Genomic DNA, 23838 nt, shown 5'->3' with positions numbered 1-23838 from the left:
TGAACCACCAGGTAAACTTGCGAGTTAACTACAGATAAAGGCTTTCTAAGGATACACTCCATCTCTAGTTTTTGCTCGATAAGTAAATACTTGTAGGTTTAAGTAGCTGTCACTATTAATTGCATTTACTTGAAAGTATTCCTCTAAATAAGCGACTGATAAACCCACCCTACTCGTTGTACAAGCTTTAAGTTACTCTGGTATATCAATTCAATACCAAGGTATAAGGTTGTCTAATTGGATGATCTCATAATTTGGCTCGTATTACTATCCGTAACTTGGAGAATCCTTAAGCCTTTTATGAGGTGGTCCTGGCAGTTAAACAGTTCATTTTTTCGCTCAACAGAAAATTAGATGACAAACACCTGAAGTTGAAAACTAGTTAAGGCTAGAGCTACTCAAAGACCGCTCGAATGTCCCCATTGGTCACACTGCTACATACATGTAATCAGGGTCAGAACTGAACATTTAGGAGATTCCATCAGGGGTGGAAAAACTGTCTTTGAAAATTCTACAGAAGCTTTCGTGGGTACCCTTTGGATTACTCGTCTTGGGTCAATCACGTCTAAATGCTGTTGCTCGCCTAATGTCAGCTCTGATTACGTCTGGCTGTAGCTGAGCTAACCGCAAAAGTTGGTGATGGGTTTCAGGCGGCGTGATTTTGGTTTGCATCACTCTCGATGCCATTTTTGAAGATGACACCCTGTATTATCTTAGGCAATTGATTTTTGCCTCTCAATTTCTGCCAGCGCTTCTCCGCTGCCTTGATCAGCATGAAGACCATTGGCATTGCAGTATCCCGGGAGAGGCAGTTCTTGGTCTGCCTTGTTCTGTGGCGCACAGTCGCAAAGGTTGATTCAATTGGATTGGTGGTTCTGATATGCCCCCAATGCTCAGCAGGAAAGTCATAAAAAGCCAACAGTTCGATCCTATCCTTGGCAAGGCATTGCGTGGCTTTGGGGTATTTGGCCTCAAATTTCTCTATGAAAAGATCAAAAGCCGTCTCAGCATCTACGCGGTTCTCTGCCATCCAGATATCCTGTAGATCTTTCTTTGCTTTGGCCTGCAAGGATTTAGGCATTTTGCTTAAGACATTCATTGTCTTGTGGACCCAGCAGCGTTGAGCTTTTGTTGTGCTAAAGACTTCCCGCAATGCCGCCCAGAAACCCAGAGCACCATCACCGACAGCCAACTTCGGTTCGATCTGCAAGCCGCGAGCTTTGAGAGCAAGCAGTAGCTCCCGCCAGCTCTGAGTATCTTCCCGGTAGCCATCATCAAAGCCAATCAGCTCTTTCTTGCCTTCCGGTGTTGCCCCGATCAACACCAGAATACAGCGACTTTCCCGTTCTCCCCGGGCTTTCAGATAGATGCCATCTGCCCACATATAAACGTAGTTGCGCGCTGACAGGTCTCTGGTTTTCCACTCTTCCCATAAAGATCGCCAGCTTTTGACAAGGCCGCGGATGACATCCGGTGAAAGGTTGGGGGCATCAACACCCAACAAAGCACTCAAAGCTTGCTGAACATTATTGGTAGAAACCCCACGCAAATAGAGCGCTGGGATCAATTCATCAAGACTGGTTGAACGGCGCAGATAATTAGGTAACAGATTGGAATGGTAATGAATTTTCTCTTCTGCATTCTCATCTCGATCCCGGATCCGAGGTTTGCTGACCGTGACTGGCCCAACGCCAGTCTGGACCTGTCGCTCTGGCAAATGCCCATGCCGAACCACCCGCTGACGGCCATCTGGTAATTTTAAGTCCGAGTAAAGCGAAAGCACGCTCATGACTTCACTCTCAATGGCCGCTCGCAAAAGTTGCTGTGCACCCGAACGCAAAACTTCCGTAAGTGCATCTTGAAATTCCCCTGGCTGCACAAGCGGGATAACACTATCATCTGTCATAGGCGTATCAGCTCCTCTGGAGTCAAAAGCAAGCCTCAATCACTTGCTATGATACGCCGCAATTCACTCCGTCACCAAGATTCACCGTTAGCTCGCTGTAGCTTCGTCCCATCCTTTCAGCAAGGTAGCGCGACGGCCCGGATATTTCTCACCAAGAACTTTCAACTCCTGCACGCGTTCGGTTTTGAAATGCCGGTAGTCATTTTTCGTCTCGCACCATCCGACGAGATATCGCGTTCGATCCAGAAATGCGATTAGGAGCGGCCAGGCAATCCGGTCGGTCGTGCTACCGTCACGGTCGGTGTAGATAAGTTGCAATTTGTACCGCTCTCGGATGGCATATCGCAGCAATGCGCTGTCGAACCGCTCAAACACCATCACACGCGTCTGTATTGGCTTTGAGCTTGCATCCAAAACGACTGGACGGAGTTCTTTCGGAATAGCGCTAGAAAGTTTAGCAACCAGATCACGCGCAGCGCGGGCCAATGAGGGATCCGCCTCGGACGCCACCCAAGCTGCCCCCAGAGCAGCAGCTTCCAGCTCATCCGCCGTCAGCATCAACGGTGGCATATCGTAACCACCGTCAAGCACGTAGCCCACTCCAGCTTCTCCGGTGATTGGGATACGTTGGGCGTTAAGCTCTGCCATGTCACGATAGAGCGTACTGAGAGAGATTTCCAATTCATGTGCAAGTTCCCGTCCGGTGATAGGTGACTTTGTGGACCGCAATATCTGGATAATCTGGAAAAGCCGTTCAGTGCGACGCATTTTTGCATCCTCCTATCACACTACTGTCATAACGGTGAGAGCAGAACAATTCTAAAAGAGGCTCAGAAAACAGAAATTAGGCGCGGTAATCGCGCAAATGGAACGGAGTTTTTGAATGATCCACTTTGAACGCAGCCTCCTTATTGATGCAGCCCCCGACGCGGTTTGGGCTGTTCTCAGCCGCTACATGCACATTGATGAGTTTGCGCCGCAGATCACGTCTGTCGACGCCCTGACGACTGGTGACATTGGGCTAGGATCAAAGCGCCGCAACAATTTTGCAAACGGCACATCGCTCGTCGAAGAGATCACAGCGTGGAAACCGGTTAAAGGATATACTGTCAAACTCTCAGACATGGCCGCAATGCCTTTGAATGAGGCGAGCTCTGAAATACGGACTACACCGACCGGCGGGCGCACTCGCGTCACTTGGACCTTCGATTATCGTGTCAAATATGGGCTCCTTGGATGGCTTATGGGGCAGACACTGATGAAAATGATGATGGGCAAGATAATCGATGGGAACTTAAAGGGGCTGTCCCAGAAGGTCCTCGCTGGGTAATCTAGAAATTAATCGGTGGTCGTAAAGCAGGCGTCAACTCCAGTGACTTGAACGCTTACTTCGTCAGATTTGGGGACATGGGCCATGCAAAAGTGAGTTGCCTTCCATACCTCAGGTCTGCTGGAAACGCGTACAACTAGGAATAGCAAGAGCGCTCTGACTGGGGTTGCCTATGCCACGCGGTCAATGACAGCAAAGGTCACCTTGCAACATGCTGCGCCTGCGAACACTAGCTACCTCACGAGTGGCAGCAATGGGCTCAACGAACCCGTGGCACATCCAGGTACAATGAGCGCATAGGTCCAACCCAAAAGTACTCGGGAAAGCGCCTGCAGTAACTTCCAAAAGAACTGTCTCAATCCTAGATGGAAATTCTTGGAAATCAGCTGCTGGCCCTGATTACAGGCATGTTGCTGTGTGACCATACCGGCCATTCGAGCGGTCTTTGAGTAGCTCTAGCCTTAACTAGTTTTCAACTACAGGTGTGTGTCATCTAATTTTCTGTTGAGCGAAAAAATTAGCTGTTAGCTGCCAGGACCACCTCATGAAAGGCTTAAGGATTCTCCAAATTACGTATAATAACACGGGCCAGACTATGAGATCATCCAATTGAACGATCTCATGCCTTGGTATTATATTGATATACCAGAGTAACTGAAAGCTAGCGCAACGAGCAGGACGGGTTTACCAGTCGCTCATTTAGAGGGGCACTTTCAAGTAAATACAATTAGTAGTGACAACTACTTAAACCTACAATTATTTACTTTATCGAGCAAAAACTAGAGATGGAGTGTATCCTTAGAAGGCCGTTATCTGTAGTTAATCCGCAAGTTTACCTGGTGGTTCAGGGGCATGTTTACTAAGTACACGCCCCATCCAATCGCAACTCTTCTTATTTTACAAAAGAGACGACTACTTGATAGTTTACTTTGGCAAACGGCATGAAGCGATACCCGACTACCTTTAAAACTTCCAACTGGTATTCAGCTTTGCGTTGGCAGAAAGCGTTTCATTACTCGCGTAGGCTACTTCTGTGCTTAAGTTGAAGTCAAAGCGCTCAGAAATATTGTAGGCCACATCCAAACCAATAAACGGGCGGATACCGAGGTCTTCATCACCCTCATTAATGGTCATGGTCTGGCCGAATGCAGAACTAGATGCACCGTCCCCACCTTCAGCAGAAATATCGAGCCCACCGCGCAATCGCGTGTTCCAAACCCCAATATCATTTGGCTCAAGGCCCGACCACGAAAATGCCAACTGCGCACGCAGATCTAGGCGATGCCTTGCTTCAGCTTCGTGCGAAATTTCCGAGACAGCCTCTTCCTCGTACCCTTCACGGTAGGAGAACGTATAACGGGCTGAGAGGCTTGGAGCGAGCGATGTTGTTTCGCTAAGGGCTTGGGAGTAACCAAGTGTCAATACTGGGGTAACAAACACAGTACCAATAGTTTGATCAGCAGAGTCGCGAATACCACCTGTTGCGGTATTATCCATAAATCTACGGGAGTTATCCTGCCACATGTAACCACCCGTCAGAGACAGGTCCGCAAACAAGGAGCCAAACATGCGGGAGTAGTAACCGCCAACATATGCAACTTGGCTTTCGCTGTCCCAACTACCATCATAAAGATTGGACCACCCCTTGGCATAGCCAGCCAACAAACCGCCTATTGCGCTGTCGCCAATTGATCCATCAATACCGACAGTCGCAATAGCTAAAAGGTGACCATAATCTTCATCGGAAGTACTATCCTGCGCCGCCACTGTTTTACTGCTCCACACACCCGTGCGGCAAACAATACCGGGGCTCCCACAGGTTCGCGTGATGCTCGAACGGTCTGCTACATCCTGAGAAACCGAACGAGTAAGATCGGCAGTCATGCGGCCTGCATTTTTCGATAAGGCGTTGGAGCTTGCCCCATCAAGAGAAATGACTTGATAGGCGCCACCACCAAGATCGCGTGTAATAAGGGTCTGTCCATCTCCGGTTACAGTTATAGCATCAAGTCCCGATCCAGCATTATTGCCAGTGATGGTCATCAGAGCATCCCAACCGGACCCCATATGGAGAGTATCCAACTTCCCGTCAATTAAGATCGCTCCCTGAATATTAGAGCCCTCTAGAAGGGACAGCTTAGTCAAACTCCTACCTATTCCTAAATGGAAGGCGGAGGTACCACCGATCAAGGTGCCGCTATTGACTACCTCATCTATAGCGGCACCTTGATCGAGGAAAATTCCGTTGCTGGCGGCCTCGATACGCCCGCTGTTATTTATTGCGGTAACGCTCGGGCCGTTGGTTACGAATATGCCAGAATCTTCGGCGGTGATCGTTCCTGTATTGACGATATTTCCCACGCTCCCGCCTGAATGAGCATAGATCCCATGGGTCTGGGCTTTAATTGCACCGCTGTTTAAGATCTCTCCGATAGTACTGCCGTTGGAGGTTTCAATACCGGACTGGGAGACATCAATTCCCCCGGTATTGACGATACGATCTATTTTTGAACCGCTCTGGGCGAATATACCGCTCTTCGATGCGAATATATTACCACTGTTAATGATCTGGTCTATATTTGGACCACCATTGGTGTAAATGCCGTATTCGCCAGCAGTAATAGTGCCGCGATTGGTTATGTCCCCAGCACTGCCTTTGATACTTATGCCAATCTCATCCGCGTCAATGGACCCGCTGTTGAATATGTCCCCAGCATTGCCCTTGATATTTATGCCAATCTCATTCGCGTTTATGGTGCCGCTATTGATAATATCTTCAGAGCCTTTATCAATAAAAATACCATCGCCTGTAGCGTTTATTGTGCCGCTATTGACTACCTGGCCAATAACAAAAATGAACCCTGTCTTGATACCGTCGCCACCATTGGCATTAATGGTGCCACTATTCGTTATGTTCCCAGACGAACCGTAGGCCCGAATTCCAGAGTTCCCGGCATCAAGTGTGCCGCTGTTGACGATATTTTCGAATTCTTTGCTGACATAAATGCCGGAGTGCTCTGCTTCGATTGTACCGCTGTTAATAATATCTTTTACGGCTATAGTACTCCCAGCGGCCTCAATGCCTGACGAAAGCGTTCTAATGACACCCGAGTTGCTAAAGCTATTACCGTCTCCCTCGACGTGAACTCCTTCTTGGCCGATGACTGTAGCTGTCACGTCAGCTGTGTTAGTCAGGGTAATATCGTCGCCACTGATCACAATGCCAGCATCATCGCCGGCGACTGTCGTGATAGGGTCACTATTGGTGACAGTCTGGCCGTCATAGCTATTGTCATACTCTTTTTGAGCTGACTGCGCAGATGCGATGCTAGCAAAAATTAATGGCAACACACTCACTGAAAGCAGAGTTACAGTACGCGTGGAGAAAAGAATGGATAGCATTAAAAGGTCACCTATTGAAAATAGTGTTCGCAATACCAATGAGTAATACTAAGCAGTAATGTTAATTTCAAACTCAATTTTATTTAGCGATTGCGATAGCAACAGAAAACTCCCAGACGTTGTTACGCCAGCGTGGCAAGAGGTGGCCCCTATATTTGGACAGTCAGAGCGCGGTCTCTATGTGGTTATAGGCATAAGTCACCAATTATAAATTGCCTGGTAAGGCCTGCGTTGTTGAATGTCGCGACTTGCCGTTTCTAGCCACCTCTGACATCTGCCCCATGCCGAGCCCAGATAAATATGAGCTCATAGGGCATTCGCGTAGGTTTAGATAAACTAAACTCAACCTATGATGGAAACATCCGAATGACCGCAGTTGGCCCAGGGAAACAGGCGTGTTGCTGAGTGACCTTACCTGCCATTCGCATTGCCTCTGGGAAGTCCATTTATTGCTAAGTTTCAACTCTAGATAAGGCTCAATCATCTTGCAGCGAAAGTAAGTTGGGGAGAGCTGCAGTTTCTCAGGCTTCATCAATCCCCCTGCTCATCATTCATGCATAAACTCTGCCAAGCTTCCGGACTGTTCTGGTTCCAACTCAGCCTGAGCTTTTTTTCGGAGCGATCGGGTTGAACCGGGAGTCTGCTTGTATTGCTTTTTGTAGTAGCGCGTGAGGTGCGACAGATCTGAGAAGCCACAGCCAAGGGCAATATGGTCTAACGGTTGCTCTGAATTATCGAGAAGCCATCGGGCATGACGAAGACGAAGGCTACGGTAATAGGCGCTCGGAGACATGCCTGTATGCTCTAAGAACAAACGGTTGAGTTGTCGTTGACTGAGGCTCAACGTGTTTGCAAGTTGCGTGATCTCAAGAGTATCTTCGAGGTTCTGCTCCATCAGGAACACAGCCTTGCGTAGTCTCACATCGCTGAACTGAGGGATGTCCAGATCAAAAGGTGTTTGAGACTGCCGAGCTTCTCTGGCAGAAATTAGGATCAAATGACGCAAGCATTTGATGACCTTCCCCTTACCCAAGTGTTTTTCCACCAAGTACAAGGCCAGATCTGAACTAGCCGCCCCTCCTGCGCATGTGATGATGTTACGATCTTCGATGTAAAGTTCGTCTGTAACCGCGATTGATGATGGGAAGTGGCTTCTGAACTCCTGATAGTGGTACCAATGCAGTGCCGTGCGCACATTTTTCAAAATACCCGCGCGCGCAAGAGCAAACGTACCGGTACACATACCGATCAATTTATTGCCTTGCTGACGGCAGCTTTTGATAAACTGGATATAAGCATCAGGATAAAGGCAATCCTTGGGAAGCTTTCCTCCGATAATAACGATGTAATCATAGCCCGTAAGATCGCATTCAAGCGTTTTGTTGGGTGTGACCGTTATTCCGGAACTGGACATGATTGGGTTGGTCGAGACGGATAACAGATCCCACGAGCAGTTGACCTGCCTGCTTTCATCACCATCGTCTGCAGCATGACGCAAGACCTCAGTCAGACAGCTCAGTGCAAGAAGTGTAAAATTGGGAAGAAGCACCATGGCAACTTTCAACTTACACTCCGCTTTCCGGCTTAATGATTGAGGTCTCATCTTCTTCACTCTTAAAGCAAGTCACGTACTTTTCATCGTGACTAAATCGGGAAGCACACCATACTCAGATTAATCCAAATTCCAAACAATGCGCTTGTGCGATGTCAGAAGAGACTTGCGCTTACGTTAGGCACAGGCCCCTTCTGAACTTCAGGATTATTCTCAGCTGACGGCTTCTGCTTTAACTAAAACGCTAGACCTCAAGTGTTTAACGATCATAAAGCCAAGCAATACAATACCGACATACCCGTTCACTACATAGACAACATTCAAAAGTTGATCAAAAGGTATGAAGAGACCGAGAGCACCACCAATAAGTGTCAGACCTGCTGTCACCATCTTGGATTTCGAAGTTCCCTCTGGAGTGATCCTGGCAGACACATTCCAAAGCAGCGGTGCAGTTGTCGTATAAATACCTGCAATGATGACGAATGAGAATGCACTAGCGATCATTGGACTTACATCTGCAGCCAATACAAGCATTGGAATTTGTGTGCCAGCAACATTGTTCAGTTGTCCCATCAAACCCAGAGCAACCACTATAATTGCCCCAGAGAACAACATCGCACCAAAAATACCGCCATATTTAACTTCAGCGTCACTTGAAGTTTCAGAACCAATTGCGGCCATGAATGCTCCGAGTAGCAACATGCAAAAGCCGACGTAGTTCAAAGCAGCTAAGAACCAGTTGCTGGAAGCTTGTAGGACAACACCTTCGCCAACCTTGCTTTCAATGAGCGGTATAACATCAGCTGGAGTTAAATTACCAAGATTGCTGAAGATGGATACCAATCCAAGTAGAATTGCAATTCCAGCAATGACTGGCCCCAGTTTGCCGATGATGTCGACGATGCGGTTCAGCCCCATAATTACTGTGACAAAAGCAAGTACAGCAATAAGCGAGCCACCAACGATCGTTGGTAATCCGAAATGCTGTTTCAAGGCAGCTCCCGCCCCAGCAACCATCACCGAAAATGTAAGGAAACAGAACAATGTTGAGAAGTAATCATAGAACATACCGACATGTTTGCCGCAATAGTACCGATACACATCATTTGCTTTAGAAAGTTTCTGATGACGTCCGACTGACATGAAGTTGATCGACACATACGCAAATAGAATAAGTGTGAGTGCTGCACCTAAAATGCCCCAGTATCCATAGGATACGAAATACTGAAGGATCTCCTGCCCCGTGGCAAAACCAGAGCCGATCTGGTAGGCGGTAAATGCTCCCGCAATAGTAATAACCTTCATCAGTGAGCTTGACTTCGACTGCATGACCATTCTCCCATAGGTTGTGCTGTTAGTTTAGTTGTGTGGTGTCAGGGCTTTGACATCTGGGCCCCAAGTGTCAGACATCGTGTAGCCAAGAGGGAAAGGGTCCGTCGGGTGGACACCATGATGCTCGATTGAATAAATCCAACAGCGCCCGGTCAATCGTGGAATGATCGCATCCCTATCACCAACCTTACAGGTCGAAGCTATTTCCGCTTCGAAACGACCACCAATTGTCGATTCCATGAAAACCTTATCACCGATTTTTAACGCACCACGCGCGTGCAAACAGGCCATTCGGCTTGAAGATCCGGTACCACAAGGAGATCTATCGACGCGACCAGGGAAGATAATTGTGCCATTCTTATAGACAGCGGTTTCTGTCGGATGGACCCCAGTAAACATGACATATTCAATATGGTTGAACTGCTCAATTTCCGGATGTTGCACTCTCACTTGGTCATCAATGGCTTTCTTGATCGTATGCGCAGTATCGACCATTAGCCGCGCATTCTCAGGTGAGATCTCAAAACCTAAGCTTTCAGCATCCACCATAGCAAAATAGCAACCACCAAAAGCGACATCGACCTTGATTTCATCAAAACCATCAACCTGAACCGGATGATCAAGGTGCTCTACGAAGCTTGGGCAGATGTCGATTGTAACCTTTTCGACTTTATGGTCTTTGCAATGAGCAACAACTGGAATAAGTCCTGCCGGCGTATCAATTGTTAGTGTGTTTTCACCATCCTTCATAGGCAGCATGCCAGTTTCAAAAACAGCGGTAGTCACACACATTGTGTTCGAGCCTGACAAGGCATGAGCAGCATCCGGTTGCATGACAATAAAGCCTACATCGGCTTTCGGATTTACGGGTGGAAGAAGCAGGTTTACTGACATCTGTGCGCTGCCACGAGGCTCCTGCAACGCGAAGCGGCGAATGCTGTCATCAACAGTGTTGATGTGCTGCATTTTGTCCAACATAGTGTCACCCGGGATATTGATTACTCCCCCCGTAATGACACGACCGACCTCACCCTCAGCATGTACGCCGAGCATGGTAATACTTCTATTCCAATGCATTGGATTTTCTCCAGTTATCGAAGAGTTAGTTGTTTGCTTTTTGTTTCAGGAGTTCCCGCGCAGTTGCAGTTACTGCGCATCCACCTCTGGCAGTGCAGAGCATGTCTGGATGTGTTTTGCTGGCCACTTGCATCATAGAGCCAATGAGCTCATCCATCGGCAGGACAGCTTCAAAGCCCCCAAGGACAGCAGTGACCGAACTGATGGCATGAGAAACCCCACCAATGTTTCTGGCATGACATGGTATTTCCACTTCACCATTAACGGGATCACACACCAAGCCCATGGTGTTCATCATGCAAATCGATGCAGCATCAAAAGCCTGTTGAGGTGTCGCGCCCATCACATGGGCGAGACCTACTGCTGCCATCGCAGCCGAAACGCCCGTTTCTGCATTACAGCCTGCAACTTCTGCAGCGAATGTGGCTTGCTGTGCGACAATTGCACCCGCCAAAGCAGCTACTTCCAAAAGATTGACGCAGTCATCTTTTGTGAAACCATTTTTCAGAAGAGCGTACGCAATACCCGGGACTATTCCAGCAGAACCGGCAGTTGGCGCTGCCACTACAATGCCTCGACTAGTACCGGACTCCATTGCAGCTAATGCCGCAGCAATAGCGCAGTTCAAGACTGGGCTTGCGATAGCAGAAGCGTGGGTAGATGCCATCAACTGAGACGCTTTGGGAGAAAGGAACTTCATTCCCTTTATGTTTTGCTCTAACGCTTCATCTATGGAAGCGAACATCGTTTCCAATCTTCGCAGAAAAAGCTCGCGCACTTCTGCTTTTGTCAAACCAAGTTGCTTGGCCTCATATTGCTCTGCAAGCTCATAGAGAGGCGCCTGATTTGCTGCATTCAGAATATCGCTGCAGCTCTCAAACAACGGCGCTGCATCTTTGATGATGTATTGTGCTGGTTTGCATTGTCTTACGCGAACAACATCATCTAATCGCTGTAGGTTCGCGGTGACATCAAGACTAAGAGGCTTCTGAGCTTGAACTTCGATAGTGTTACTCGAGCAAAAAATCGAGCAAACTCCAAAATCAGCAAGAAGATCATTTTGTCTGATATGGGCAAGTGTTAGCTCAACTACCCGCTGACTGTTGACCTCGACCAGCGTGGTGTAGAATGCACCACTGATCTGTAAGTCGGCTCCATTAAGGGATGTAAGCTGGAACATGCCGCCGCCAATTGAGACAGAACGCCAGTTCTCATGTCTGACTGAGTCATCTTGCTGCTTTATCTGCAGTTCAAACTCAGCATCATTGGGATGGCTTGCCGCTTGCAAAGGCTTGATATTAAAGCTGAGATCGAACAGCCTATCCTTCCTAATATCATCCTGAGCATGAGCGTAAGCTGGATGTGTCATTGCTCGACCCAGCAGTCCTGCCGCAATACCTTGGTCGGAACCCTGATTTTTATAAACACGCGCATAGGATCCAGAAGGATCGAAGTTGATACGTGCAGATAGTATTCGCTCACCGTCAGTAAGACTGAGCTGCCGAATACTATCTGCGATAAAAAATGGTCCTGCTGTATGAGAACTCGATGGTCCTCGCATAACTGGACCTAACACTGAGTTAAGCAAGCTGTAGCTCATAGTTAACCTACGAATCCCGCTATTGGGATCTCCATTCAGAACTGAACAGACAAAACAGGAAGATACAGCAGGAACGCAAATGTATCGATCCACCTGCCCTATACTTGCCTGAAGTCAGTTGATTATGTGTTCTTTAAACTAATTCTCATAATCACCCTTCAATATGGTCATATGAGATTCGTATTTGTTGCATTAATTTATAGATATACTTGATTTTCGATAATAGAACAAAACGGACATCATACAGAAACGATAGGACGTCTAACCCATGTGCAAATTCTGAGCAACTCAGTGGCTTGTTTGTCGTGGAAGCCTTCTGGACAGATCGGTTGAATCGAATATGGGATTGGAATGGTCCGAGAAAAATGGAGGGACTTCTGTTATATTGACAACAGGAGGACTTCATGTTGCGAACACATAATACGGGAGAGTTTAAGCATGAGGTGGTGCGACTGGTCGAAGTGAGTGGTCGGTCAGTGCCGGAGATTGCCGCTGACTTGGGTGTGGGGTGTGCTACCTTGAATCGCTGGATCAAGGACTTTCATGATCAGCATGGGTAATTCCAGATCGCCCATAAGAGCCACTGTAGAAGCCTTCGGGTGAGCGTGTCTCAACTCATGATGGAAACGCCCGAAGGTCCGGTTATGTTTAGGTTTCTCGTATGTTTAGGTTTCTCGGACGCCACGGGGTGCGTTTTGAATCAAGGCGAGGCGCTGCCTGGCGTCGGAGAAGCGCCAAAGCGGGAAATCGCGGGGTTGTTTTGGGCAAGTCAGTCGGGTCTATGGGTATTTGAATGCGTCTGTTGCTTTGGATCAGGTCGGAGGAATGCGTTTGCAGGGTTTGTATGCGCGGGTTGGGTCTGTGATTTGCGAGGTTGGCGGCGATATGTATTGCTTCCCATAGGTTCGGGCAGTTTTTGCGTCACAATGCGATAGGTTGGCACAAGTGTGCTGGGCCGCATGCCAGTGTAGCGTGAGGCTGAGGCAGGACTGAACAGTGGTCCCCATGAAGATGCTCGCGATGTCATAGGGCGGCCCTCGACGTGGTTGGTGGCGCTCTGGGCTGGTGTTGTGGGGCAAAAGTGTCCTTGATGATCAACTGGCCGCCGCAGCCCGGACAAGGGAATGCGAGCGTGCGGGGGGCTTGGGCGGCACTGCCAGCAGTCTCCTGATCGCTTTGAGCGTTATCTGGCGCTTTGGCCCTGAGTAATACCCTGATCCTGGCAATATTGGCGGCGCGGGTTCCATTACCAAAGAAGCCGTAGTGGCGGATGCGGTGTTGGCCTTTTGGCAGAACATGGATCATGAACCGGCGGATGAACTCGTCGGTTTTCAGGAGCATGGTCTTATGCCGTCTGGGACCAGTCACGCGGTAATCCTTGACGCGGAACGTGACACCGCGCTCATCGGCCCTGATCAAGCGGCTATTTGAAATCGCAACCCTATGAGTGTAGCGCGACAGATATGCCAGAACAGCTTTTGGTCCGGCAAAGGGTTGCTTGGCGTAGACGACCCAGTCTATTTTGCGCAGCGGCTTGAGGAAGGCCTCGAAGGCGTCCGGCTTGATGAGGTCAGCATAATCACCGAAGAATTGCAGTTTTCCAGCTTTGTGCAGCCTGACCAGCCCTTGCAGAATAAGACGCCGGTACAAACGGGATAAAACCCGGACAGACAGGAAGAAGTTTTTGCGGCAGGCGATCCACTTTTCTCCATCCGCCGAAAGCCCTCCTCCCGGAACGATCATATGCACGTGAGGATGGTGCGTCATTGCCGAGCCCCAGGTATGGAGCACCGAGGTGATCCCGACCCGCGCGCCAAGGTGCTTGGGATCGGCGGCTATTTTGATCACCGTGTCCGCGCTGGCCCGCATCAAAAGATTGTAGATCTTGCGTTTGTTCTGATAGGCAAGATCAGTGATCGGTTTTGGCAATGTAAAGACAAGGTGGAAATATCGCACAGGCAGCAGCTCAGCTTCCCGCGCAGCCAGCCATGTTTTTGCGGCGCCGGACTGACATTTGGGACAGTGACGGTTGCGGCACGAATTGTAGGCGATGTGCTCATGCCCGCAGTCGGTGCAATGGGCAACATGTCCGCCGAGCGCTGCTGTACGGCAGCACTCAATCGCGCTCATCACTTTCAATTGGCTCAGACTGACATGACCCGCGTTCGCCGCACGCCAGGCAGCCCCGTGATCACGGAGGATATCCGCAACCTCCACAGATGGACGGGGCATGGTATTCTACGAAGACCTGGCCTGGCCTTTCTTCCGACTGGACCGGCTCAGGTCATCCAGCGGGCTGGCCACCGCCGCAATCATGCCCGTGGCAACCCGTACATACCGCGCCGTTGTCGTGAGTTTAGCATGGCCAAGCAGCACCTGGATCACCCGGATGTCGACGCCGCGCTCCAGAAGATGGGTTGCAAAGGAATGGCGCAACGTATGCAGCGTCACGTGTTTGGTGATATCGGCTTGTCTGGCTGTCTCATGGAACAGCCGCGATAAATGCCGTGTTGAGAGAGGTTTGCCGCGATAGCCGGGGAAAAGAATACGCTCAGGGACAGGCACATTGTTATCCTGACCGGTTGGGCGTTCCCTCCACCACTCACGCAGCAACCCTAAAATATCCGAAGGCAGCATAACATTGCGATCCTTGTGTCCCTTCGCCTGGACAATGCGGATGATGTTCTGGGCGCTGTCGATATCACCAGCGCTCAAGCGAACAATCTCGCCCGCGCGCAGTCCGCAGCCATAGGCCAAGGATAACATGACACGCGCTTTCAAACTGGGTGCCAGGTCCAGAATGCGCTTGACCTCCTTTTGGCTGAGCACCAGCGGCACCCGGTCCGGTTCTTTGAGGTGGAAGATCTCTGCCACCAGATCATGTCGCCGCAAACTCACCTTGAACAAAAACTTGACGCCTGACATGGTCTGATTGCGGGTGCAGATGCTCACGCCGCTCTCGATCAGGTGCTGTTGGAACCGCCTCACATCATCTGCAGTTGCCGTCTGCGGAGATCGGGCGAGCCAGGCCGCAAAGCGCTTGCAGGCGCGCAAGTGACTGGTCTTGGATGCTGGGCCAAGATTGCGCGCACTCATATCCGCAATCATACGGGCGCGAAGTGGGGTCGTGGTCGTTGGTTTCTGGAGGGGCATGGAAAACCTCTGTGTTAATTGAGGCAAGATCACCTCGACCAACAGCAGCAGTTCTAAGGATGGAAATCCGAGAAACGAAAAGGTCTCAATTCGTTGCATATTCTAGGAGAACGAGCTCTATCGATTGTGTCAAAGGCACTTTCGGCGATGACAATATTCATTATGAGAATTGCTGCACCAACAGCACACACCCGATGCTAACCCCGTGCAATAAATTCATATCCAGTGAAATGCTCACAAACAGCGCCAGTATCGCAAAGCGATTTAGTGCTATGTTTAGGTTTCTCGTATGTTTAGGTTTCTCGGACGCCACGGGGTGCGTTTTGAATCAAGGCGAGGCGCTGCCTGGCGTCGGAGAAGCGCCAAAGCGGGAAATCGCGGGGTTGTTTTGGGCAAGTCAGTCGGGTCTATGGGTATTTGAATGCGTCTGTTGCTTTGGATCAGGTCGGAGGAATGCGTTTGCAGGGTTTGTATGCGCGGGTTGGGTCTGTGATTTGCGAGGTTGGCGGCGATATGTATTGCTTCCCATAGGTTCGGGCAGTTTTTGCGTCACAATGCGATAGGTTGGCACAAGTGTGCTGGGCCGCATGCCAGTGTAGCGTGAGGCTGAGGCAGGACTGAACAGTGGTCCCCATGAAGATGCTCGCGATGTCATAGGGCGGCCCTCGACGTGGTTGGTGGCGCTCTGGGCTGGTGTTGTGGGGCAAAAGTGTCCTTGATGATCAACTGGCCGCCGCAGCCCGGACAAGGGAATGCGAGCGTGCGGGGGGCTTGGGCGGCACTGCCAGCAGTCTCCTGATCGCTTTGAGCGTTATCTGGCGCTTTGGCCCTGAGTAATACCCTGATCCTGGCAATATTGGCGGCGCGGGTTCCATTACCAAAGAAGCCGTAGTGGCGGATGCGGTGTTGGCCTTTTGGCAGAACATGGATCATGAACCGGCGGATGAACTCGTCGGTTTTCAGGAGCATGGTCTTATGCCGTCTGGGACCAGTCACGCGGTAATCCTTGACGCGGAACGTGACACCGCGCTCATCGGCCCTGATCAAGCGGCTATTTGAAATCGCAACCCTATGAGTGTAGCGCGACAGATATGCCAGAACAGCTTTTGGTCCGGCAAAGGGTTGCTTGGCGTAGACGACCCAGTCTATTTTGCGCAGCGGCTTGAGGAAGGCCTCGAAGGCGTCCGGCTTGATGAGGTCAGCATAATCACCGAAGAATTGCAGTTTTCCAGCTTTGTGCAGCCTGACCAGCCCTTGCAGAATAAGACGCCGGTACAAACGGGATAAAACCCGGACAGACAGGAAGAAGTTTTTGCGGCAGGCGATCCACTTTTCTCCATCCGCCGAAAGCCCTCCTCCCGGAACGATCATATGCACGTGAGGATGGTGCGTCATTGCCGAGCCCCAGGTATGGAGCACCGAGGTGATCCCGACCCGCGCGCCAAGGTGCTTGGGATCGGCGGCTATTTTGATCACCGTGTCCGCGCTGGCCCGCATCAAAAGATTGTAGATCTTGCGTTTGTTCTGATAGGCAAGATCAGTGATCGGTTTTGGCAATGTAAAGACAAGGTGGAAATATCGCACAGGCAGCAGCTCAGCTTCCCGCGCAGCCAGCCATGTTTTTGCGGCGCCGGACTGACATTTGGGACAGTGACGGTTGCGGCACGAATTGTAGGCGATGTGCTCATGCCCGCAGTCGGTGCAATGGGCAACATGTCCGCCGAGCGCTGCTGTACGGCAGCACTCAATCGCGCTCATCACTTTCAATTGGCTCAGACTGACATGACCCGCGTTCGCCGCACGCCAGGCAGCCCCGTGATCACGGAGGATATCCGCAACCTCCACAGATGGACGGGGCATGGTATTCTACGAAGACCTGGCCTGGCCTTTCTTCCGACTGGACCGGCTCAGGTCATCCAGCGGGCTGGCCACCGCCGCAATCATGCCCGTGGCAACCCGTACATACCGCGCCGTTGTCGTGAGTTTAGCATGGCCAAGCAGCACCTGGATCACCCGGATGTCGACGCCGCGCTCCAGAAGATGGGTTGCAAAGGAATGGCGCAACGTATGCAGCGTCACGTGTTTGGTGATATCGGCTTGTCTGGCTGTCTCATGGAACAGCCGCGATAAATGCCGTGTTGAGAGAGGTTTGCCGCGATAGCCGGGGAAAAGAATACGCTCAGGGACAGGCACATTGTTATCCTGACCGGTTGGGCGTTCCCTCCACCACTCACGCAGCAACCCTAAAATATCCGAAGGCAGCATAACATTGCGATCCTTGTGTCCCTTCGCCTGGACAATGCGGATGATGTTCTGGGCGCTGTCGATATCACCAGCGCTCAAGCGAACAATCTCGCCCGCGCGCAGTCCGCAGCCATAGGCCAAGGATAACATGACACGCGCTTTCAAACTGGGTGCCAGGTCCAGAATGCGCTTGACCTCCTTTTGGCTGAGCACCAGCGGCACCCGGTCCGGTTCTTTGAGGTGGAAGATCTCTGCCACCAGATCATGTCGCCGCAAACTCACCTTGAACAAAAACTTGACGCCTGACATGGTCTGATTGCGGGTGCAGATGCTCACGCCGCTCTCGATCAGGTGCTGTTGGAACCGCCTCACATCATCTGCAGTTGCCGTCTGCGGAGATCGGGCGAGCCAGGCCGCAAAGCGCTTGCAGGCGCGCAAGTGACTGGTCTTGGATGCTGGGCCAAGATTGCGCGCACTCATATCCGCAATCATACGGGCGCGAAGTGGGGTCGTGGTCGTTGGTTTCTGGAGGGGCATGGAAAACCTCTGTGTTAATTGAGGCAAGATCACCTCGACCAACAGCAGCAGTTCTAAGGATGGAAATCCGAGAAACGAAAAGGTCTCAATTCGTTGCATATTCTAGGAGAACGAGCTCTATCGATTGTGTCAAAGGCACTTTCGGCGATGACAATATTCATTATGAGAATTGCTGCACCAACAGCACACACCCGATGCTAACCCCGTGCAATAAATTCATATCCAGTGAAATGCTCACAAACAGCGCCAGTATCGCAAAGCGATTTAGTGCGTTGGCCCGTTGTTCCAAGGGCACTGTTGCATCTTTCGGTCCTGATTACAGGCATGTTGCTGAGTGACCACACCTGCCATTTGCTCCGTTATCAGGTGCCGCCAGCTAAAACGGGTTTGCTACTGCTGATTGTTTTGTCTCACGCGGGCATTACCATGTTGTTTGAGGTTTGGAATACCCTAAGATTCCATCCGCCGACGGCAACATTTTTGAGGTCTGTAATCGCGTCTCTGCCACATTCTAATCCCATGATGCGGGATGGCGCCGCAGCTCACCAGAGGGGGTATCCCAGATCATCGGTGCATCTCGAACGGTCAAAGGTGGCCGCAACCGTTTCAGGTTACCCCAGTCGCTCGTTTCAATCGATGACGCAAAATCGCCTTTGACCTTGGGGGGAATAGGGTCATCATCACCATCGGTTTGATCAGTCCTACTTAGCATCCATGCAATCCGCGCAAGCGATGTTTGAGCTGATATAATTCGACCGGATTTTGCGACGCGGAGCGCTTCGAAAACGCAAGCGGCTATTACATACCCTGCTGCATGGTCCAGAGCTTGTACGGGCAGTTTTCCCGGTAGGCCATGGCCATCACTGCACAAGTCCGCAATCCCTGTGCTGAATTGAACAAGACTGTCAAAGCCACGACGTTCTGACCACGGGCCCTGTCGGCCATACGCGCTGAGGCTAATGCAGATGTGCGCCGGGTTAATCTGATCGAGACTGGCGGCATCAAAGCCAAGCCCTTCCAAAGCGCCGGGACGGTAGCCGTGCACAAGTACGTCTGCCTGACGCAGCAAGTCCACAAAGAGTGCCCGATCTGAAGAACTCGTCAGATCCAACTCGGCACAGTGCTTGCCGATGGTAGTGTCATGCAAAAGGCCCGGATCATCCCAGTCGGCAGGATCAATACGAAGAACTTGTGCACCATACCCAGCCAAAGTGCGTGTGGCCACAGGGCCTGCAAGGACCCGTGTCAGATCAAGGACCTTCAGTCCAGACAATGGTCGCTCCGAACTGTAATCCGCCTCTTGCAATTTCGTAGGCGCTCGCGCTGGTTTAGCTTGAGACCATTCCACCAAAGGGCTTTGCGAGATGACGCGCCCCTGTGGGTGTGCTTGCCAGTCATTCCATGTGATCAGGCGCGCTGCGGCTCCACCCGCTGCGATAAAATCGGTTTCAAGCTGCACAACTGATCGATTGGCAATCTCCGCCGCTGCGTCCTCTTGCGTGACAGTATTGCCAAGGAGACTCGTGGCGACTGCTTTGTGGTGGGGCGCGTTGGTATGGAGGCGAATCCAGCCGTCTCTGCCTTTAAAGATGGAAGATAGCGGGTCCCAAGGTTCTTGCGGGGTCCAATCGATTGGTTCGCAGGATGTCAGCCCCCAGAACGCGGTGAGGCGACCATCCACAAAGACGTCCTCCGATGATTGCCCGCGCAAGCACGCTAAAGCAACACCGGCGAGTCCGACGCTTTCGGCCAGCAACTCCGTAACCGGCAAAGGGCCAGGCAACCGTCCGGTATATTGGATCACAGGAGGGGCCGTATTTGCACCAAACACTGCCAGACTTAACTCATTCCAAAAGATTTCGGTCACACTAGATAGCTCCTTTCAGGATAGTATTGGTCGCCTTCCGAATGGAGTGCATTCTGTTTGGGAGATGTTGTCATCTGTTTACGCCGTGACGCAAGAACGCTTTTCTCAAAGCATCAAAAGTAAAAACGACAACCTGCCTTACAGAGGAAGTCAAAATCTGGCCTAAAAACCGACGATCCATCCGAAAACCTAAACCCGTTTTCAACGGTCTCGGCGGGTTAAGCTCACACAGAGCACTTGTAAGAGCGACAGCAAAAGGCTCCAAACGAACGAGTTCAACTTTTGATGGAACCGCAACTTGAGCGGACACTTACCCAAAAACCTTAGAAAATTTCGTTTTGAGCTCGAAAAGCTTGATACGTAGCAGTGCATATTGTGAAAAATATCAAACTACATATAGTTAAAGGCCTAAACTACTTCTCATTAAAATCGGGAAAATAATGGGTATCCATACGCACTTTTTGGATCGGTAATTTAGGCATCAAACTACTATAGGGCACAGGGAGAGTCCAAATGACCACTTTAAGAAACCCAAGAAAACCGAGCGTGCTGGAAGCATTCTCGTGTCTGGCAGTGCTGCTCATTGCCATCCTTGGCGGCGTTATCGGGTACGGTATGTCCATAGGTATCGCGATGATCATATCTGCCGCTTACACGTTACTGATCGGCCTTCGTTGCGGATATTCATGGAAAGATATTGAAGACGGCATCAACGATAAGATCAAGGACATAATTGACGTTCTGATTATCGTTTTGGGCATCGGCTTTGTAATTGCAACATGGATGTTCTCGGGCACCATTCCTGTTACAATTTACTACCTGCTGAAAGTTGTTGACCCAAGCTACATCGTTGCATTCGCTTTTGTTGCATGTTCTCTCACCGCCATCGCAATCGGCACCTCCTGGGGCACAGCGGGCACGGTTGGCGTGGTGATGATCGGCATGGGGCAGGTTCTAGATGTTCATTTGCCGCTTATGGCCGGCGCTGTTGTTTCCGGTTCCATGTTTGGGCAGATCTTCTCACCCATGTCCGACATGTGTAATCTGGCATCCTCAGTGAACCGTGTCAGCGTTTATTCCACACTGAAGGGCACCGCTATTGTCGTGTTCCCAACAGCTGCGATCGCCACCGTTGCCTATATTTTCCTTGGCATGTCGTACAGCACAGGCACTGCAACAGCTGATACAGCGCAGATGTTCTCAACTCAGATTGAGAGTCTGTTCAACACCAATCCAGTTGTCATCCTGCCGCTTCTGCTGTTGCTTGGGTGCAGTCTGAAACGCCTTCCAGTTGTTCCGTCCATGTTTGCCGCTGGTTTTCTGGCAATTCTGTTTGGCTACTTCTTCAACGGCTTCAACCTGATTGATGGCTTCAACGCTGGCTACAATGGCTTCAAACTGGACATGATCCCAGGTGCTGACATTGCTGCAATCGCGCCACAGGTAAAAAGCCTGGTTAATCGCGGCGGCTTGGACTCCATGGGCTGGATGTTCGTGCTGATGTTTGCTGCAATGACCTTCATTGGCGCATTTACTGCCGTTGGTTGTCTCGACGTGATCGTTGAAACACTGTTCGGCGGCGTTAAGAAAAAAGGTTCTCTGGTCCTAGCATCCGTGCTGGCCACTTTGACAACCGCGATCACCACCACAGAATCATACATCGCGGTTATTGTTCCAACCGAACTGTTCAGAGACAAATATAAGCAGTTCAACCTGCCGCGCGTGTCTCTCTCCGTTTCCACACTATCCGCTTCCGCCATCTTCATCCCGCTGATCCCTTGGGGCAGCACCGGTATCTACATGGCAGGCGTCACCGGAACCTCAGTTCTTTCCTACATCCCATTCGCGTTCCTATGCTGGGGTTGTGCCATCGTCACCGTTGTTTTTGGTTACCTGAATATTGGCCCAAAAACCGATGATGAGTTTGATGCAGCCGCTGAAAGCTTGGGACAAGAAGCACTTAGCAATGAGCCTGCAGAATGACATATGACCTCGATAGAATAGTTGACCGTACTGGCACCGACTCCATCAAATGGGAATACATTGAGCGCAATTTTCCAGATGCAAAACCAGACACACTTTCCATGTGGGTTGCGGATATGGATTTTGCCTGCGCACCGGCAATCGTGACGGCGATCAAGGATCGGGCTGACAAGGAGATTTTCGGCTACAATTACGCAACGAGCGAAGCCTATAGCGAGAGTGTCGTTGGATGGTTCAAAAGACGTTTTGACTGGGATGTTGAGCAAGAAAAGCTTGCCTACTCTCCCGGTATTATCCCAGCACTCAACTTCCTTGTGAACATTCTTTGTAATGAAGGGGAAGGAGTGATCATCCAACGGCCGGTTTACTACCCGTTCACCCGTATTATCGAGGAGAACAAGCGTAAACTGGTCAACAACAGTCTGCTTTATGTTGATGGCAGTTACGAGATGGACTTTGTCGATCTGGAGCAGCAACTCAAAGACCCGAACAACAAGATCCTGATGTTCTGCAGCCCACAGAACCCAACGGGCCGGGTTTGGACCAAAGAAGAATTGAGCCGCGTTATCGCTCTTTGTAAAGAGAACGATGTCTGGATCATTTCTGATGAAATCCACTTTGATCTGGTGAAGAAGGGCATTGTTCACACTCCTCTGGAGATGATTGACCCGTCTTACAAAGATAAGATCATCACCTGTACAGCGCCAAGTAAGTCCTTCAACCTTGCAGGCTTACAAATCTCCAACATCATAATTCATGATGAAGCACTGCGCACGGAGTGGAAGCAATTCACTCACATGCAGCTTGGCATTGAAGGTCCAAATTCCTTTGCCATGGCAGCAACGCAAGCAGCGTACAATGATGGAGAAGAGTGGCTGGATGAGGTCAACGCTTACATCGACAACAACTTCAATTACATGGAGGCGTTCGTAAAAGAGCACCTGCCTAAAGTGAAGATGGTTGAGCGTGAAGGCACTTATCTGGCCTGGTTGGATTTCCGTGGATACGGATTAACCGAGGACGCGCTTCGCCTTCTGATGATCAAGGAAGCAAACCTGACATTGGATGATGGGTTTATTTTTGGCGCAGAAGGCACCGGGTTCCAGAGGTTTAACCTCGCCTGTCCAAACTCCTTTGTTGTCAGATGCATGGCATCTATCCAAAAAGCAGTTTCCACACTTGGATAACGCTGAAAACCAAACGAAACTGGCCTGCGGCAAACCTAATGGTTGCCGCGGGTTTTTTCGTTGCTTATAGGGGAACGTGCCAATTTAGAAAATATTGCAAACCTATTAGTACATAGGTCATCAAACCGAAACAGTTCGAGAATTTTACGATGCATAATTATGAAGACATCATGCGAATGTTTGCAGAAATGCAGGCGATTGAACTGGTTTATGATCGTAAGACGCGCTCCTACGATGAGACAGACGATAAATATACGTCTCAGGAAGTCCACCTTCTAGAATACATTTGTGACCACCCAAAAATTACCGTTACCAAGCTTGCAGAGGTTTTCTACAAGTCAAAAAGCGCTATTTCTCACACCATGAAGCGGTTGGAGCAAAGCGGTTTAATCGATGTTCACAAAAACTCGGAGGATATGCGCTTCTTCGATATTTATGTCACCACCAAGGGCCACGACATCAACAAGGCCCACAAAGCGGTAGACAAAATGTACTGCGATAAAATGGATGACTACATCGGGCATTTCTCAAAGACGGAAATGGCAACTATTATGCAATTTCTGAATGATTATCATCGTTACAGACGCGATACTTCCCTTTAGTGGCGTAGAGCGAAACGGAACGGTATCCCATCATAGGGACTAATTTATCTTTTCAAAACATCTATT

General features: G+C 50.1%; 16 protein-coding genes and 1 pseudogene. 5 read left to right on the top strand and 12 right to left on the bottom strand.

The window, feature by feature from the left end:
• Positions 1-646 precede the first annotated feature (646 nt).
• Positions 647-1906 carry an IS256 family transposase gene (locus BLS62_RS23720; RefSeq protein ID WP_093176470.1) on the bottom strand — a complete coding sequence of 420 codons (1260 nt, stop codon included), beginning with the start codon at positions 1904-1906 and terminating at the stop codon, positions 647-649.
• 87 nt (positions 1907-1993) lie between these two features.
• Entirely contained in the window at positions 1994-2674 is a 681-nt protein-coding gene (locus tag BLS62_RS23715; protein ID WP_093187053.1) for a helix-turn-helix transcriptional regulator, read from the bottom strand.
• Positions 2675-2789: 115 nt separating this feature from the next.
• On the opposite strand from BLS62_RS23715, the gene BLS62_RS23710 reads away from it, so the two are divergent.
• Complete coding sequence (locus BLS62_RS23710) at positions 2790-3236, top strand: SRPBCC family protein (RefSeq protein ID WP_208991063.1); 447 nt, start codon at positions 2790-2792, stop codon at positions 3234-3236.
• Positions 3237-4199: 963 nt separating this feature from the next.
• On the opposite strand, the gene BLS62_RS23705 is transcribed toward BLS62_RS23710, so the two are convergent.
• From BLS62_RS23705 to BLS62_RS23685, 5 genes are all read right to left on the bottom strand, one after another.
• Positions 4200-6638 (bottom strand): autotransporter domain-containing protein, encoded by a 2439-nt coding sequence (locus BLS62_RS23705; protein ID WP_093187050.1) that lies wholly within the window; start codon positions 6636-6638, stop codon positions 4200-4202.
• 547 nt (positions 6639-7185) lie between these two features.
• A complete protein-coding gene (locus BLS62_RS23700) occupies positions 7186-8241 on the bottom strand; it encodes a GlxA family transcriptional regulator (protein ID WP_093187047.1) in 1056 nt (351 codons plus the stop codon).
• A gap of 162 nt (positions 8242-8403) precedes the next feature.
• Positions 8404-9519 (bottom strand): YkvI family membrane protein, encoded by a 1116-nt coding sequence (locus BLS62_RS23695; protein WP_208991062.1) that lies wholly within the window; start codon positions 9517-9519, stop codon positions 8404-8406.
• 30 nt (positions 9520-9549) lie between these two features.
• Positions 9550-10599: a proline racemase family protein gene (locus tag BLS62_RS23690; RefSeq protein ID WP_208991061.1), complete on the bottom strand. Its 1050-nt coding sequence runs from the start codon at positions 10597-10599 to the stop codon at positions 9550-9552.
• Positions 10600-10624: 25 nt separating this feature from the next.
• Positions 10625-12160 carry an L-serine ammonia-lyase, iron-sulfur-dependent, subunit alpha gene (locus BLS62_RS23685; RefSeq protein ID WP_159436564.1) on the bottom strand — a complete coding sequence of 512 codons (1536 nt, stop codon included), beginning with the start codon at positions 12158-12160 and terminating at the stop codon, positions 10625-10627.
• A gap of 443 nt (positions 12161-12603) precedes the next feature.
• Between BLS62_RS23685 and BLS62_RS23680 the strand changes: the two are divergent.
• Positions 12604-12732: pseudogene (locus BLS62_RS23680) on the top strand (IS3 family transposase); the annotation flags it as partial.
• Positions 12733-13222: 490 nt separating this feature from the next.
• Here BLS62_RS23680 and BLS62_RS23675 read toward each other — a convergent pair.
• The 5 genes from BLS62_RS23675 to BLS62_RS23655 all read right to left on the bottom strand — a co-directional run bounded on the left by BLS62_RS23675 (position 13223) and on the right by BLS62_RS23655 (position 20000).
• Entirely contained in the window at positions 13223-14431 is a 1209-nt protein-coding gene (locus BLS62_RS23675; RefSeq protein ID WP_093181124.1) for an IS91 family transposase, read from the bottom strand.
• A gap of 6 nt (positions 14432-14437) precedes the next feature.
• Entirely contained in the window at positions 14438-15352 is a 915-nt protein-coding gene (locus BLS62_RS23670; RefSeq protein ID WP_093181120.1) for a tyrosine-type recombinase/integrase, read from the bottom strand.
• A 651-nt stretch (positions 15353-16003) separates the two neighbouring features.
• Entirely contained in the window at positions 16004-17212 is a 1209-nt protein-coding gene (locus BLS62_RS23665; protein ID WP_093181124.1) for an IS91 family transposase, read from the bottom strand.
• A 6-nt stretch (positions 17213-17218) separates the two neighbouring features.
• Positions 17219-18133, bottom strand: coding sequence for a tyrosine-type recombinase/integrase (locus BLS62_RS23660; RefSeq protein WP_093181120.1), 915 nt, complete (start codon positions 18131-18133; stop codon positions 17219-17221).
• Between the two features lie 511 nt (positions 18134-18644).
• A complete protein-coding gene (locus tag BLS62_RS23655; RefSeq protein ID WP_093187037.1) occupies positions 18645-20000 on the bottom strand; it encodes a CoA transferase in 1356 nt (451 codons plus the stop codon).
• Positions 20001-20513: 513 nt separating this feature from the next.
• Between BLS62_RS23655 and BLS62_RS23650 the strand changes: the two genes are divergently transcribed.
• From BLS62_RS23650 to BLS62_RS23640, 3 genes are all read left to right on the top strand, one after another.
• Positions 20514-21983 carry a Na+/H+ antiporter NhaC family protein gene (locus BLS62_RS23650; RefSeq protein WP_093187034.1) on the top strand — a complete coding sequence of 490 codons (1470 nt, stop codon included), beginning with the start codon at positions 20514-20516 and terminating at the stop codon, positions 21981-21983.
• On the top strand, positions 21980-23170 hold the full coding sequence (locus BLS62_RS23645) for a MalY/PatB family protein (RefSeq protein ID WP_093187031.1): 1191 nt from the start codon (positions 21980-21982) through the stop codon (positions 23168-23170). The genes BLS62_RS23650 and BLS62_RS23645 overlap by 4 nt, the downstream gene beginning before the upstream one ends.
• Before the next feature lie 149 nt (positions 23171-23319).
• Positions 23320-23772, top strand: a complete 453-nt coding sequence (locus BLS62_RS23640) for a MarR family winged helix-turn-helix transcriptional regulator (protein WP_093187028.1) — start codon at positions 23320-23322, stop codon at positions 23770-23772.
• Positions 23773-23838: the final 66 nt, after the last annotated feature.

It is taken from the genome of Pseudovibrio sp. Tun.PSC04-5.I4 (assembly GCF_900104145.1).
In the GTDB taxonomy this organism is placed as follows: Bacteria; Pseudomonadota; Alphaproteobacteria; order Rhizobiales; family Stappiaceae; genus Pseudovibrio.
This window is presented reverse-complemented; position numbering and strand designations above follow the sequence as displayed.